The 14,538-nt window shown below is 69.7% G+C and carries 13 protein-coding genes; 6 read left to right on the top strand and 7 right to left on the bottom strand.

The features are described 5' to 3' along the window. Positions 1-90 precede the first annotated feature (90 nt). Positions 91-639, top strand: coding sequence for a helix-turn-helix domain-containing protein (locus tag AB0I28_RS22550; RefSeq protein ID WP_357496232.1), 549 nt, complete (start codon positions 91-93; stop codon positions 637-639). Between the two features lie 4 nt (positions 640-643). On the opposite strand, the gene AB0I28_RS22555 is transcribed toward AB0I28_RS22550, so the two are convergent. Then, a complete protein-coding gene (locus tag AB0I28_RS22555; protein ID WP_357496234.1) occupies positions 644-1,231 on the bottom strand; it encodes a BRCT domain-containing protein in 588 nt (195 codons plus the stop codon). Continuing rightward, positions 1,231-1,992, bottom strand: coding sequence for an MFS transporter (locus AB0I28_RS22560; protein WP_357496236.1), 762 nt, complete (start codon positions 1,990-1,992; stop codon positions 1,231-1,233). Before AB0I28_RS22560 ends, AB0I28_RS22555 begins: the two co-directional genes overlap by 1 nt. A gap of 574 nt (positions 1,993-2,566) precedes the next feature. Between AB0I28_RS22560 and moaC the strand changes: the two genes are divergently transcribed. From moaC to AB0I28_RS22580, 4 genes are read left to right on the top strand one after another with little or no spacing between them, the layout of a single operon-like run. After that, the gene (gene moaC / locus AB0I28_RS22565; RefSeq protein WP_357496238.1) at positions 2,567-3,046 is read left to right on the top strand and encodes a cyclic pyranopterin monophosphate synthase MoaC; all 480 of its coding nucleotides are present in this window, start codon (positions 2,567-2,569) and stop codon (positions 3,044-3,046) included. Beyond that, positions 3,043-3,540: a MogA/MoaB family molybdenum cofactor biosynthesis protein gene (locus AB0I28_RS22570; protein ID WP_357496240.1), complete on the top strand. Its 498-nt coding sequence runs from the start codon at positions 3,043-3,045 to the stop codon at positions 3,538-3,540. Before moaC ends, AB0I28_RS22570 begins: the two co-directional genes overlap by 4 nt. Then, positions 3,537-4,748 (top strand): molybdopterin molybdotransferase MoeA, encoded by a 1,212-nt coding sequence (locus AB0I28_RS22575; protein WP_357496242.1) that lies wholly within the window; start codon positions 3,537-3,539, stop codon positions 4,746-4,748. Before AB0I28_RS22570 ends, AB0I28_RS22575 begins: the two co-directional genes overlap by 4 nt. Then, positions 4,745-5,158 carry a molybdenum cofactor biosynthesis protein MoaE gene (locus AB0I28_RS22580; RefSeq protein WP_357496244.1) on the top strand — a complete coding sequence of 138 codons (414 nt, stop codon included), beginning with the start codon at positions 4,745-4,747 and terminating at the stop codon, positions 5,156-5,158. Before AB0I28_RS22575 ends, AB0I28_RS22580 begins: the two co-directional genes overlap by 4 nt. 34 nt (positions 5,159-5,192) lie before the next feature. Here AB0I28_RS22580 and AB0I28_RS22585 read toward each other — a convergent pair whose 3' ends face one another. The 5 genes from AB0I28_RS22585 to AB0I28_RS22605 form a co-directional block, all read right to left on the bottom strand. Beyond that, positions 5,193-5,687 carry a hypothetical protein gene (locus AB0I28_RS22585; protein ID WP_357496246.1) on the bottom strand — a complete coding sequence of 165 codons (495 nt, stop codon included), beginning with the start codon at positions 5,685-5,687 and terminating at the stop codon, positions 5,193-5,195. Positions 5,688-5,689: 2 nt separating this feature from the next. Then, a complete protein-coding gene (locus AB0I28_RS22590) occupies positions 5,690-6,646 on the bottom strand; it encodes a hypothetical protein (protein WP_357496248.1) in 957 nt (318 codons plus the stop codon). Further along, positions 6,643-8,535 carry a hypothetical protein gene (locus AB0I28_RS22595; protein ID WP_357496250.1) on the bottom strand — a complete coding sequence of 631 codons (1,893 nt, stop codon included), beginning with the start codon at positions 8,533-8,535 and terminating at the stop codon, positions 6,643-6,645. Before AB0I28_RS22595 ends, AB0I28_RS22590 begins: the two co-directional genes overlap by 4 nt. Positions 8,536-8,809: 274 nt before the next feature. Next, entirely contained in the window at positions 8,810-9,463 is a 654-nt protein-coding gene (locus tag AB0I28_RS22600; RefSeq protein WP_357496252.1) for a toll/interleukin-1 receptor domain-containing protein, read from the bottom strand. 237 nt (positions 9,464-9,700) lie between these two features. After that, positions 9,701-10,993: a helix-turn-helix transcriptional regulator gene (locus tag AB0I28_RS22605; RefSeq protein WP_357496704.1), complete on the bottom strand. Its 1,293-nt coding sequence runs from the start codon at positions 10,991-10,993 to the stop codon at positions 9,701-9,703. A 548-nt stretch (positions 10,994-11,541) separates the two neighbouring features. Here AB0I28_RS22605 and AB0I28_RS22610 point away from each other — a divergent pair. Beyond that, positions 11,542-14,508, top strand: coding sequence for an Hsp70 family protein (locus tag AB0I28_RS22610; RefSeq protein ID WP_357496253.1), 2,967 nt, complete (start codon positions 11,542-11,544; stop codon positions 14,506-14,508). Positions 14,509-14,538 lie beyond the last annotated feature (30 nt).

Here is a 14,538-nt window from a genome sequence, read left to right on the forward strand (position 1 = left end):
AAGCGAAACGCTGTCCCGTTTTACGATACGGGACACTGTCCCGTTTAACAAGTGGAGGTATGCGCGGTGAACGACGCCCAGGGACGGCCCATGCGATCCGACGCCCGCCGCAACCAGGAGACCCTGCTGGCAGCCGCTGCCGAGGCCTTCGTCGATGGGGGCGTCGACGTGCCGATCCGCGACATCGCCGCGCGGGCGGGCGTCGGGACGGCCACCATCTACCGCCACTTCCCGACCCGCGCCGACCTGGTCATCGCCGTCTACCGGCACCAGGTCGAGGCCTGCGCGCAGGCCGGCCCGCGACTGCTGGAGTCGGCCGCCTCGCCGCACGCGGCCCTGGGCGAGTGGATCGACCTGTTCGTCGACTTCCTGGTCACCAAGCACGGCCTGGCCGCCGCTCTGAGCTCCGACGGCGCCCAGTTCCAGGCCCTGCACGCCTACTTCCTCGACCGGCTGGTGCCCGTGTGCGGGCGGCTGCTCGACGCGGCGGCCGAGGCCGGTCAGATCGGGGCCGAGGTGGGGGCCCTCCAGCTCATGCGCGGGGTCGGCAACCTCTGCATCGGCGACGGGGAGGGCGGATACGAGGCCCGGAGGCTGGTGCGGGTGCTCGTTGCCGGGCTCGCCGTCGGGCTCGCCTGAACCGTCAGCGCTTCCCGGCACGTCCCGCGAACACCAGGTGCACCGAACCGACGACCCCCGACACCGCCAGCGCGATGACCCCGGCGGGGACCTGCGCGCCCTCCTCGACCATCGCGGTGACCGCGTAGCCCAGCACGAAGCCGTAGACCACCGCCCAGACCGTCTGCCACACCGACAGTCGCTTGGTCGCCAGGTACGCGAAGCAGAACGGCGTCGCGAAGCCGCAGGTCATCAGCGGGATGATCCACAGGCCGTAGTCGATCGGCACTTCCTTCGGCGTGTTCGGCGGCGAACCGCGCCACATCCTCGGCTGCCCCTCGATCGGGGGCGGGGGCCCGGTCTTGACCTCGCCGAGCGGCCGGGCCTCGGCGTCCTCGCCGGTCACCAGGTAGCGGAACTCGTCGGGGCTCAGCAGCGGAACCCCGGTGTTCACCGCGAATTCGTGATGCGCGGCCTTCATGCGCACCGCATAGCCGACGACCAGGTGGGTGATGTCGCCGTCCATTTTGGACGCGATCTCGATCCCGGTCTCCTTGGCCAGCCGGCGGGCCTGGTTCGCCGAGCTGTCCCAGCCTTCGATGTACACGCGCATCAGTCGACCGCCATCTCCTCCGGACGCGGCATGTGCCGCACGTTGCGGTCGAGGGTAAGCAGTGCCGCCAACATCGCCACGGCGGCCGCCGCGCACAACGCCCACATGGTGCCGAAGTTGTCGAAGACGATCCCCAAGGCCAGCGGCCCCAGGGGTTTGAGGCCCATCGCCGACATCATCGTCGCCGCCCCGACCCGGCCCTGCAAACGGTCGGGGACCACCGCGCCCATGTAGGCGCCGAGCATCGCGTTCATCGGCGGGATCGTCGCGGTGATGATCCCCGAGACCACGCCCAGCGCGATCGGCCACGGCGTCAGCGCCATCATGACCAGCCCGAAGGGCAGCGACAAGGCCGACAGGTAGACCAGCCGGCTCGGCCGCAGGACCTTCAGGATCCACGGGCTGGCCAGCGCACCGCCCAGCATCCCCAGTCCCATGAAGGTGATCATCAGTCCGGTCACCGAGGCCGGGGCGCCGTAGGCGGTGGCGTGCGCGATCAGCACCACCGGGACGCCCGCGAAGGCGAGGTTCACCACGACCGACCAGCCGAGGATCGACCGCAGGATCGGGTTGGCGAAAACGAACACGAAGCCCGCCGTCGCGCCCTTCCACAGCGGTTCGCCGTGCGCGGTGTGCTCGCCCTGGAAGGGCTTGCGCGTGGGTTCGACGCTCGCCGGTGCCTCCCGCGTGGCCGCCCGACGTGGGAGACCGGAGACGTGCGGCGGGGCGGTGGCGATGGCGGGACTGCGGCCGCTTCGCAACCGTGGGGCCGCCCATGCCGCCTCCCACTTCTGACAGTAGAAGGGCGCCAGGCGTGGGTGTGCAGGGCAAGATCACCGAGCCTGTGGATAACTCACGGGTTGTGGACAACGGGCCGGCGCTCGGATGCGGCTGTCGTTGCGCGAGGCACTGACGCCCCTGCGCACGCTGTTCTGGTCCGATGCGCACGCACTACGTGCTGGCCGTTCGCGTGGGGCGGGCGCGATCCGTGCCTTGACAACGGATTACGTTCTCCGGACGCTCGGCGGGGATCGCCTCGGGGGCGCCGGAAGAGCCGGCGCTGACGAGCACCACGCCGCATTGAAACCGTGGGGCCGCCCATGCCGCCTCCCACTTCTGACAGTAGACGGGCGCCAGGCGTGGGTGGCGAGTGTGAACGACATTCGCTGTGGACAGCCGACCGGTTGTGGACAACGCTGCTTCCGGCCACGGATCGATCGACGCACTTTCCAGACGTGCTTCCCCCGTGGTCATGCTCCCGATGATGCTTTCAGCGGCCGTACCGCGCAACCCCGTCCGGCCCCGAACGTCACCCCCGGCGACTACCCTCGCAGGGTGACCACGCACAGGCTTACCCACGTCGACGAGACCGGCGCGGCGCGCATGGTGGACGTCGCCGGCAAGGAGCCGAGCGCGCGCACCGCTCGCGCCGCCGGCGTCGTCCGCACGACCGCCGAGGTCGTCGACCTGCTCCGCGACGGCGCCCTCCCGAAGGGTGACGCGCTCGCCGTGGCGCGCATCGCGGGGATCATGGGCGCCAAGCGCACGCCCGACCTGATCCCGCTGTGCCACCCGATCGCGCTGCACGGCGTGACGGTGGACCTGGCCTGCGAGGGCGACCGGATCGAGATCACCTGCACGGCCCGCACGGCCGACCGCACCGGCGTCGAGATGGAGGCGCTGACCTCGGTCGCCGTGGCCGGGCTGACGCTCATCGACATGATCAAGGCCGTCGACCCGTCCGCGAGCCTCGACGAGGTGCGCGTGCTGTCGAAGGAGGGCGGCAAGACCGGCCTGTGGGAGCGCGACCGGTGACGCGCACCGCCCAGGTCATCGTCGCCTCGAACCGCGCGGCCGCCGGTGTCTACAGCGACGAGAGCGGTCCGCTGCTGGTCGCCGGGCTGCGCGAACTCGGGTTCAGCGTCGCCGAACCGATCGTCGTCCCCGACGGAGAACCGGTGCACGAGGCCCTCACGGCGGCCGTCGGGTCCACAGTGGACGTCGTGCTGACCTCCGGTGGGACCGGCCTGACGCCCACCGACCTGACCCCGGAGATGACTCGCCGGGTGCTCGACCGCGAGGTGCCCGGGATCGCCGAGGCCCTGCGCGCCTTCGGGTACGCCAAGATCCCCGCCGCCGCGCTCTCCCGGGGCCTGGCCGGGATCGCCGGGCGCACCCTCATCGTCAACCTGCCCGGTTCGCGCGGCGGCGCCAAGGACGGGCTCGCCGTGCTCGGGCCGCTCCTCGCGCACGCGGTCGACCAGATCGGCGGGGGCGACCACGCCCCGCGAGACAAGGAATCCACATGAGGCAGCAGCACCGTTCGCACCCGGGCAGCGCCCCGCTCGACTGGGCGGCCGCCCGCCGCACCACGTACGAGGCCGGACTGCAGGCCAGGCTCCTGCCGGTGCGCTACCCGATCAACCAGGCCGACGGCGCGACCCTCGCCGAGCCGCTGCGCACCCTCACCCCGCTGCCCGCCTTCCCGACGTCCAGTGTGGACGGATACGCGGTGCGCGGCGAGGGCCCCTGGCGCCTGTCCGGGCGGGTCCTGGCCGGCGGTGAACCCGGGGAACTCCGCGACGGCGCGGCCGTCGAGATCGCCACCGGCGCCATGGTTCCCGAGCGCACCGAGCGCATCGTCCGCGTCGAGAACGCACGAGTCGCCGAGGGCAAGGTCAGCACCGAGAAGCTGCCCGGCCTGCGCGTCGACGTCCGCGAGATCGGCGAGGAGGCCGGCTCCGGGGAGGAACTGCTCCCCGAGGGCCACCCCGTCACCCCCGGCGTGATCGGGCTGGCCGCCTCCTGTGGCCACGACCTGATCTCGGTGCGGCCCAAGCCCCGCGCCGCCCTGCTCATCTTCGGCGACGAGCTCGCCGTGACCGGCCCGCCCGGGCACGGCCGGGTCCGCGACGCCCTCGGGCCGTCGCTGCCGAGCATGCTCGCCCACGCCGGAGCCGACCCGGTGCCCGGTTTCCGTCCGCGCGGCCCGATCGACGACACCCTCGAAGCGCACGTCTCGGCGCTGCGCGCGGCCCTCGACGACGCCGACGTCGTGTGCACCACCGGCGGGACGATGCACGGTCCCGTCGACCACCTGCATCCGGCGCTGGCCGAACTCGGCGCGTCCTATGTGGTCAACACCGTCGCGGTCCGGCCGGGTTTCCCGATGCTGGTCGCCGCACTGCCCGGGGACCGCTTCGTCGTGGGGCTGCCGGGGAACCCGCAGTCGGCGATCGTCGCCGTGGTCTCCCTGGTGCTCCCGCTGCTGGCCGGACTGTCGGGCCGCGAGTTCCCCACGACGTCCACGGTGGAGCTCGGTGCCGACATCGCCGGCCGCGGCGATTACACGCACCTGTCGCTGGTGAAGATCACCGGCCGCCGTGCCTTCCCCCTGCCGCACGCCGGATCGGCGATGCTGCGCGGGCTGGCCGCCGCCGACGGCTTCGCCATCGTCCCGCCCGGTGAGCAGGGCTCGACCGGGCAGCAGGTCGGCTTCGTGCGGATCCCGCGATGATCCACGCGGCCCTGACCACCGAAACGATCGACGCGCCCTCGCACGAGGAGATGGTCGCCGACGCCACGGCCGGCGCCGTGGTCTCCTTCGCCGGTGTCGTGCGCGATCACGACGGCGGCAAGTCGGTGACCGCACTGGTCTACGAGGCGCACCCGAGCGCGGCGAAGGTCGTCGAGGAGGTCGCCGCCGACATCGCCGCCCGCCCCGGCATCGTGCACGTGGCCGTCAGCCACCGCGTCGGCCCACTGTCCATTGGGGACGCCGCACTGGTCGCGGCCGTCTCGGCCCCGCACCGCGCGGAGGCCTTCGCCGCCTGCGCCGCCCTCGTCGACGAGGTCAAGGCACGGCTTCCGGTGTGGAAGCACCAGCACTTCGCGGACGGGTCGGACGAGTGGGTGAACTCGGCCTAGGGTGCGCCCCGACTCGGGACGCACCCGACACCTGTCACTTCCCCAACCCGTGGCTCCACTCCGCCAAAGGGGGCGCGCACGAGGCGCTCTCCGCGCGCTCGCAGTAACCGTCGTTCCAGACCAGCAGCAGCCCTCCAGCGAGCAGCAGGCTGAGCCAGAAGGTCTTCTTCGCCAGCTTCGAAATCGCGGGCCCCATGGTGGTGACCAGCCGATTGAGACCGATTACACCGGCCTTCACCATGCCACCGTAGGCGTAGAGGAGGGATGGAGGCCGCCTCCGAAACGCGCGCAGCCCGCTGGCCACCAGCAGATCGGGCAGCAGAAGCACCGCGCCCACGACGACCACCAAACCGTTCACGATCCGTCCTGTGCCCCGGCCCGCCAGGGGCAGTCCGAGCCTGGCCACGAGCAAGACGACGATCAACACGACCACCGCCATCACCGGCAGCCAGACGTACTGATCCAGCGAGGGTGCGAGAGACGCGAGGAGCCGTCGTAGTCCGCTACTCACCTTGTCGAGCGCGGGCATCATCAGTCCACCTCGGGATCGGCGGCACTTCCAGAGATCTTCTTCGGCTCGTCGTCCGGAGGGGTGGTCCCCAGCCGGGACTGTGGCGGACGGTGAGCCGCGGTCAGTCCGTCCACCGCCAGCGTCAGCAGCGGATCGAAGTCGCCGGAACGGATCGCACCCGCCTCGGTCATGGTCTTCAGCATCTCGATCAGCTGCGCGCGATCCTTGTCCGCCTGGGTCGTCATCGCCGCCAGTGCTTCCGGCGCACGTGAGGAATCCCCGGCCATAATGTTGGCGATCGCGGCGACTTGTCCTGCGGCCAGGACCTGCATGTAGTGATCGACGCGCTTGCCGTGCAGCTCCAGTTTGTGGCCCTGCGCAAAGGCCGCAGCGCTCGCCTCGGCCTCACGCTGCTTGAGTTTGAGGCGCTCGTGGATCTCGTGGCGCTCTATGTCGGCGATGATGGGCATGAGCGACTCCGGCAGCCGCATCTCGACCGAGACGCTCGTCATCTCGATGCCCGAGCCGATGTCGGTGCGCCCACCCTCGAAGCGGTCCTGCACCTCGGCCTGAACGGCGGTGAGATCCTCGAAGGAGAACTTCCTGCTGATCTCCCCGATCTGCTTGGCGAGGAAGTCCGCGCACACTCGGTGGACGCTCGGTGCGTCGACCTCGGACCGGATGGCCGACGAAGGATCGAAGATGCGCCACCGGTACTTCACCTTGGCGGTGAAGAAGAGCGTGCTCGCGCTCGATGGGACCTCCCGGTCGAAATCCTGCCGGAACGGAGCCGTCCTGACCTTGTAGTAGACACGGGGGCCGCGCCACCACAGTTCGCCGTCGGTGAACTCATGTTCGGGGCTGCGCAGTTGCCCACCAGGCATCTCGAAGACCAGTGCGCGAGACGCACTGGCCGCCGGCCTAGGGGCGAAGGGCAGCCTGCTCATGGTGAAACGTTCGATGATGGGGTCGTTCATGTACCTGTGCTCTCGGGGTTCAGCGCGGTCAGAAGCCGCGATGCGATGAAGGGGGTAGGTGAGCGTTTGTCCCGCCAGGCGCGTACGTGATAGCCGAGCAGGCGTTTCTTCCGCGGGGTGTCGGCGGCCAATGTGAGGAGGCCGACCAGAACCGGGCGGTACTCGGGATGGAATTCGGCGGTGGTCGCCCAGGTGCGCAGAACCCGGGCCACAGCGGCGTCGACGCCAGGAGCGATCAGCGCGGCGCCCCAGAGTTCGGACACGGCATCGCGGATCGACCGCGCCGTGCGGACGGCCGCTTCGTCGTCCTCGGTGGGTACCGCGAGGGCCAGCAGGAGCGGCACCTTGGCTTGGCTCAGCGGCGTGGAAGCGGTCGTCGACATCGTCGCCATCTCAAGGAAGGCGGCCATCGCCGCGCGGGTCCGGCCCGAAGTGCTCTCATGGAGCCACTGGGTGAGGAGCTGCAGGAGAGCGGCTCGCCGCATGGGCCCGGCGAGCTCGAACAGCTCGCGAAGGCTTCGTCCGACCGCGGCGGCAAGTTGGGGATCGGCGCCGTCAGCGAGGCGGGCGAGTTCCCGTTCGGCTCTGTCCGGCATCGCGGACCCCACCGCGCTGCCCAGCGCACGGGCGCCGGTGATCTGAAGGGGTCCCGAACGGCGGCTCCAGTCGCCCACCAGTCGCACTGTCGGGCCCGTTGTCGGCGGATGATCGGCCAGGACCGCGAGCGCGGCGATGACGAACTCGCGTTTGTCGACCCGCCCGCTGCGCGCCCACGGTTGGAGGATCTCCTTGCGGACACGCTCGAAGGCGAACCTGGCAAGGTAGCCGATTGCCACGCAGGCGCGGATGTTGATCTGCACCTTTGACTCTTCGGCCATAGCGTGGAGCCAGTCCAGAACAGCGTCGAGATCCTCGGGGTAAAGGCGCGCGAGCTGTTCGAGTATCCGTACTGGATAGGTGTCATCGATGAACTCGACGACCTCGATCTCGCCCGTTCCGTAGCGCGATCGCTGCTCGATCCAGCGGGTTCGGGCCTTGACCGCCCGCAGCCTCCGGGTCCGACTCGCCCTAGCAGGGTAGTGGGCTTCGGGTTTGTCGGCCAGACGCCGCCGGAGTGCGCCGAGCAGGCTCTCCGCGGCCTGGACGATGTCCTCGAAGGGAAGCCCGCCGAACACGGCGACGGCGTGAACGAGCGAGCATTGTTCGAGATCGGTGATCGATTCGAACCAGTCCTCGAGGTCTTGCCCGCGCCGGTCGGCGAAGTTGTCGCAGGCTTGGGTCGCCGTGATGCGTCCCCGGGCCACGTCGGCGAGGTCGCGGGCGAGTTCGACCAGGAGGTGGATATCGAAGGTCTCGTCCTCGATCCGATCGAAGACACCGCGGCATCCGTCGAGGAGTTCGCAGACATCACCGGCTGTTCCGAGCAGCCGGATCAGATGCCTCTCGACGACGGTCGAGGAACAGGGAGGGGTGAGCAGATCCACGACCATGGACTCCGCGGCGTGGTCTCTGGGCCGCGTGCCGGATTCCAGGACCAGGACGAGCTTCGCTTCGCGTTCGCTCAACCGCGTTTCAAGCTCGCGAAGGTCCCGTCCGCGCAGGCTCGCGGTGTGAGGGCGGTCGAGGCCCTTGAGGATGAAGCCCGCTCCGCGGGGCATCCGGTCGACCGGCAGGACCGAGGGAGACAGGTTCGGCGGCAGTTCGTAGATCTCGGTGCGATCCTTCAGCAGTTCGATCGCGGCGCTGCCGGTGCCCCAGCCGCTGCGGCCGCGCATCACCACGAGATTGCCCGCGGCCAGCTCCACCCGGGCGTTGGGGAATCCGCCCGGGTTGACGAAGACGGCGGCGGTGTCGGCGCGAATCTGTCGCCCGACCTCGCGGATCAGCACCTCGGCGGCCGGCTCTCCGGCGCCCCCGTCCCGGCCGGTGATATCGCCGGTGAAGTTCAGTCCGTTGCCGATGATGATCACGGCCGAGCCCGCACCCGACAGCCCGAGGTTCTCCCGGCCCAGTTTCATGGCGGAGAGGACCTCGGCGGCGGTCTGGATCTGGCGCTCGTCGCCCAGTTCAGCCGACCAGTCGGGCTTGGCATCGGTGTCCGGAGGATCGGCATGTGTGGTGTCGGAAGCGGTGTCCCGCTCCGGCGCCGCGACTCCTCTCGACTCAGCCATAGCTGTTGTGTCCGCTGATCGGTCCGTTGAACGGGCCGGTGGCGTTGTCGAGCCGGACCACGCTGAGGCGCGGACCGAGTTGCACGTCGTGGCTGGAGGAGCTCTTCGCCGACGAAGCCGCGCCGGTCTCGGACGTCGCCTCGCCGGTCTCGCCCGCGATCCGTTGGCGTCGGGGGAAGTCGCGCGTGGGCACCTCCGCCAGCAGTCTCCTGGTGAGTTCACTGATGTCGAGCTGGGAGTTGCGTTCGCGGATCTCGATGTACTGGCGGCCTTGGATGGCCTCGACCTCTGTGGGAAGCGGGCGCAAGTTGCTCATGCGCATGCCGTCGAGGAGGACGGGCACGATCGTCCGGTGGTGATCGAGTGCGATCTCGATCTCCTGGCGGACATAGTCCCCCTCGTGGTCGATCTTGCGGATTCCGGGCGCCTGCTCCATGTCCAGCCAGCGCTCTCCAATGAGCAGCAGCATCAGCGTGCATGACACGAGACGGCGCTTGAGTTCCGGATCGAAGTCCGCGCCGGCGGGGAGGGACTCGTGGTCGAGGAAGACCCGCTCGGGGCCGAAGACCTCGTCCAGCCGATCCTTGAGGTGACCGGCGGCATAGCCGGTATCGGTTTTTCGGTAACAGATGAATATGTCGGCCATGGGTGTCCGATCGGCGCTCTTGAAGGGATTTTCGAACCTGTGCTATTTGATCTATTCGGGCATGATCGATTTCCGCGCCCGGGCGGCGGAAACAGAACATCGAAAATCCTCCACCAATCCGGTGGTGTCAACAAGGGGTTGCCCGTTGTCCATTCAGACTGGATCGAAAGACCTAGTCGACCGGCTCTTGATAACTTCTGTGTCGAGTTTTTGACACCGACATGTCCCCCGTTAGGGTCAGCGGCGCCGATGATCAGGACGCCGTGAGTTGCGCACGGGATGCAGGGCCTGGGTCAGGCGTGGCATCACCTCTCGCACGCAAGGAGTGTCGTGCCAGCGGTTGAGTTCGCGGGCCAGCGTCCGCAAGTCGGAGCGAATGGTGCTCGAGTCGACCTTTTCCATCGCGTCGAGCACTTCGGAGAGGATCGCGCAGGCGTGCTCCAGTTCGCGAATGCCGGCCAGCGCAAGCGCCAGTCGAGCGCCGAAGCGAGCACGGGCACGATGGGCGTGTTGCGGGATGCGGGCCAGCTCGGTGATCAAGACCTCGGCGGCGGGCCGCGACTTGCCGAGATCCTGTAGGCACCAGCCGAGGGCGATGGGCACCGGATCGATGACCGTCGAGGAGCCCAGCACGGGCTGGTCCGAGATCACCGAACTCGCTTCGGTCATGTGCCGGGCACCGCGGTCGAGGGCTTCGTGGCACGAGTTCTGGTCGCCAGCGATCGCGTGTCCCTGCGCTTCACGGAGGGCCGCCAGCCCAAGAACTCGCGGGTGGCGGCTGTAACGCCGGGCGAGTAGAGCGAGGTCGATCGTTCCAGTGGCGTCGTAGGAGTACATGGCGATGAGGGCTCGGCGCACGTAGGCGTAGGCGGTCATCTCCTCATCTCCTGCTGAGGAGGCGAGTTCGACGGCTTGGTCGGTCCACCACAGGGCGGCGCGGTCGTCGCCGGTCTCCTGAGCGATCCACCCGATGTACTCGGCGTAGCGCGAGCCGAGGCGGAGCGACTGTGCGCGGAAGTCGGGGCCAGTGGCGGATGAGGCCAGACGGCGAAGCGACGTTGTCGTCGAGACCAGGATCGGTGCCAGATAGGAGGGCGGAAGCTTCTGGCCGAGCCTGCGTACCTCGTCAAACATCGAACGGAACCCGTCGAGCACCGTCGGATCGTCGCCGAGCCAGCGCGCCGGAGGGATCGTCCAGAGCGCGGGGCGGTCGGGAGCCATCGACTCGTCAGCGGTGTTGAACTGATCGTCGCCATCGGGATCGAGCCGCATCGTCCAGATCTCGCCGGCTGCGGTCGGCGAGTCGGCCGGGGGCTTTTTCACCTTGGCGCCGGGGACCAAGGGTTCGAGCTGTCCCGGGCAATCGAGAGCGCTCTCACAGAGCCTTGCGAAGGAGACGTCGGCGTCTCTCCTGCCGGTCTCGATCTTCGAGAGGTGCCCCGGGCTGTATTTGATCATACTTGCGAGAGCCTTCAAGCTTATTCTCGCGCGTTGGCGGATGCGTCGAAGCTCGGGTCCGAAATACAGCATGCGGCGATCTGGCTCGTCCACGGATCACACCGTTTCCTGTTGTCCGTCGAAGTGGCGCGAGGCAACCTCTTTCAATGACGGTGACGCTCACGCATTGTGATTGCAGATGCTACTAAATCGAGAGTACATCGCAGAATAAGCACTTCTCAATCCTCAGAGTCGAACCGGGAGAAGATCATGATTTCTAGAGGTAAGGTCCGCGTCACCGCACGGATCGCTCTTTTGGTGGGCGCAGGCGCCTCTGTTCCGGTGGCCCTCTGTTCTCCCGACCTCGCCGCGGCCATCAGCTTCGCGCTGCTCGTCATGACCACGGTGGCGCCAATGCTGGGTGAAGAGAGGACGCGGAGCGGGGCGTTGCCCCGGCCGCCCGCCCTCGGGCACCGTGAATGTGGGTGCGCGAATCGGACCCCGCCCGAGCGAACCTCTCCTGGAGCCTTGCTTCAGACCGCGAGTCGTTGAGCGAGTGCCGTTGCCGGTTCCCGGAAACCCCTTCCACGCGGGCGTTGCGGCGCTCGCCGCCTCCGGCGTCCACCAACTAACGTGGCGGCATGCGGTTGGGGATCGACTACGGCACATCGCACACGGTGGCGATTCTCGCTTGGCCCGACGGTCGGCGCAGGCCGCTGCACTTCGGGTCCTCGGCGCTGCTGTCCTCGGCGGTGCATGCGGGGGCGGCCGGGTTGCGGACCGGGCAGGACGCGTTGCGGGCGGGGCTGGGGGATCCGGCGGGGCTGGAGCCGAATCCGAAGCGGCGGGTCGACGACGGCGAGGTGCTGCTCGGCGAGACCGCTCACCCGGTCGCCGACCTGATCGCGGCGACCTTGCGGACGGTGTGGGACGAGGCCGTGCGGGTGGCGGGGAGGCCACCGGCGGAGGTCATGCTGACCCACCCGGCGGACTGGGGGCCGCTGCGGCAGGGACTGCTCGCCGACGCTGCCCGGCGGGCCGGGATCGCTTCGCCCGCATACCTTCCCGAGCCGGTGGCGGCGGCGACGTTCTTCGTCACCGAGACCGACATCGACGTCCCGCTGGGGTCGCACGCGGTGGTCTACGACCTGGGCGCGGGCACCTTCGACGTGAGTCTGGTGCGCCGCACCGGCGAGGGCTTCGAGGTCCTGGCAACCGGCGGATTGGGCGACGTGGGCGGCCTCGACCTCGACGGCGTGGTCGTCGAGCGGGTCGGCGCGGCCTTGTCGCAGACCGAGCCGGCGGTGTGGCGACGGCTGAACGGCCCGGCCGACGCGGTCGAACTGCGGGCCCGCCACGCCCTGTGGAGCGAGGCCCGCGGAGCCAAGGAGACGTTGTCACGGCAGGCTTCGGCGGCGCTTTTCGTGCCGCTGCTGGACCGCGACTCGCTCGTGACGCGCGAAGAGTTCGAGCGCGACGCGATGCCGATCCTGGAGCGCACCGCGAGCACGATGACGACGATCGTCGAACGCGCCGGCGTCGAGTGGTCGCAGGTCGCGGCGGTGTTCCTGGTCGGCGGGTCGAGCCGGGTGCCGCTGGCGGCGACCCTGGTGCACCGGGCCTGCGGGATCGCGCCGACGGTCGTCGAGCAGCCCGAGCTGGTCGTCGCCGAAGGCGCGGTGCTGGCGCCGATGCCGGAGTCGGCGGGCGAGGCGTCCTCACCGCCCCTGTCACCGGCGCTGGCGCGGGTACTCGACGCGGCGATGGAGACCGTCGGGACCGTCGGCGGAGCCGAACTGATCGAGCGGCGCATGGCCCTCCTGGAGTTCCTGGCGGCGGCGGATCCGGTTCGCGCGCTGGAGACGGCCGACACCCTCGACGTTGCCGACAACGCGGTGCGCAGGGCGATCGAGGACCTGGACCTCGGCTCGCCGGCGGCGCACCTGACCTTCACCGCGTCACTGCCGGACGGTTCACCGGCCAAGTCGTCTCTGCTGATCCAGTCGGCCTACGCCGCCGCCGTCGGCGCCGATCCCGGGCTCGCCTGCCGGCTGCTGCCCGATGCGGCCCGAGCGGCCCAATCCCTTCCGGACGGTGCGGGGAAGGTCTGGGTGCTCTTCGAGGTGGCCCTGCATCTGTTGATGGCCGCCGACCCGGGCCTGATCGAACGCCTGAAGTCCGTCTGGAACGCCAATCCGTCCGACAAGGACATGGCCGAGGTCAACGCCCTCATGGACGCGCTGCGTTCGCATGGCGGCGCCGACCGGGCCGAAGGGATGCGGCTGTGCGGGGAGGCGGAACGGATCGTTCGCGCGCTGCCGGACGACACCGCCGAGGAGACCGGTTACATGTTCGCCGGGTTGCTCTCCCTCATCGATCCCGCGCGTGGGGCGAACCTCGCCATGGACTGCGCGAACCCGCCGCCCGCCCTGATCGCCTCCGCGATGGCGATGGCCGATGTCGATCCCGGCCTGGCGAAGGAGATCCTGACCGAGTTCGAGGCGATGGTCTCCTCGCTCGACGACGATTCCCTCTGGGGCCCGACGCGGATATCGGTGACACCGATCTGGGCCGCGATCGAACCGCCGCGAGCCGAGGCCATGCTGAGCAGCTTTCCCGCAGGCGCCGAAGCGGAGTGGTTGGAGACCCTTCGCGATTCGCTGAGAGTGCTGGCCAGGACCGACCCTGCCATGGCCGAACGCCTGACGTTCTCGGTCCCCGACGGCGAGCGCGACGCCGTGCTCGCCGACCTCGTCACCGCGCTGGCCCCGCGCGACCCCGGCCACGCCGAGCGGCTGATCGCCGCGTTCACCGACGGCGAGCATCGCGCCCGGGCTGTCGGTGAACTCGCGAAGTGGCTGGTGGCAACCGATCTCGACCGCGCCGAACGCGTCGCGGAACTCGTGGCGCCGCAGGACGCCGCGAGCCGGGTGGCGATCGCCGATGCCATCGCTGACGCCGATCCCGGCCGTGCCGAGGCGGTCTTGTGCTCCATCGCGGCCGACGTGCAGGACGGCTGGCACGGTGCCGAAAGGGTCGTCGAGAAGATCGCCGCCTTCGATGCCCAGGGCGCCGAAGCGGTCGTGATCCGCATGCCCCGCGCCGAGCGGGCCGGGCCGGCCGTGCACGTGGTGGCGGCGCTGGCCCGAAAGGATCCCGAGGCCGCCGAACGGCTGCTGCGGGAGTCGATGGCCGCCGGCGACGCCGAACTGGTCACCGCCCTGGCGGCCGTCGCGCACGCGTTCACCGCCAAGGGCGGCGGGTTCATGTCCCCGGACCGCAGGCGGGGACTGAGCCTGTTCGAGGAGGCCGAACGCGCCGCCCGCGACGGCGGGTCCGCCAAGGCCGGGATGCTCGCCGAGGTCGCGGTGGCGCTGGCCGAGTTCGACGGCGCCCACGCCCGGCACCTGCTCGGTGAGGCCGAAGCGGCGTGCGCGGACCTCGACGACGCGCGTGCGCGGTTCACCGTCGACCTCGTCAAGGCCTGGACGCCTCTCGACATCGACCGCGCCGAGGGCCTCGCCCGCTCGATTCCCGACACTCATCGGGCCGAGCGCGCCGAGGCGCTGCTGACCATCGCCCAGTACCTGCATCCCCTAGGGAAGTAGGGGCGAGTTCAAGGAGCGTGGGCGATCCGA

The organism is Phytomonospora sp. NPDC050363, assembly GCF_040655735.1.
GTDB lineage: Bacteria > Actinomycetota > Actinomycetes > Mycobacteriales > Micromonosporaceae > Phytomonospora.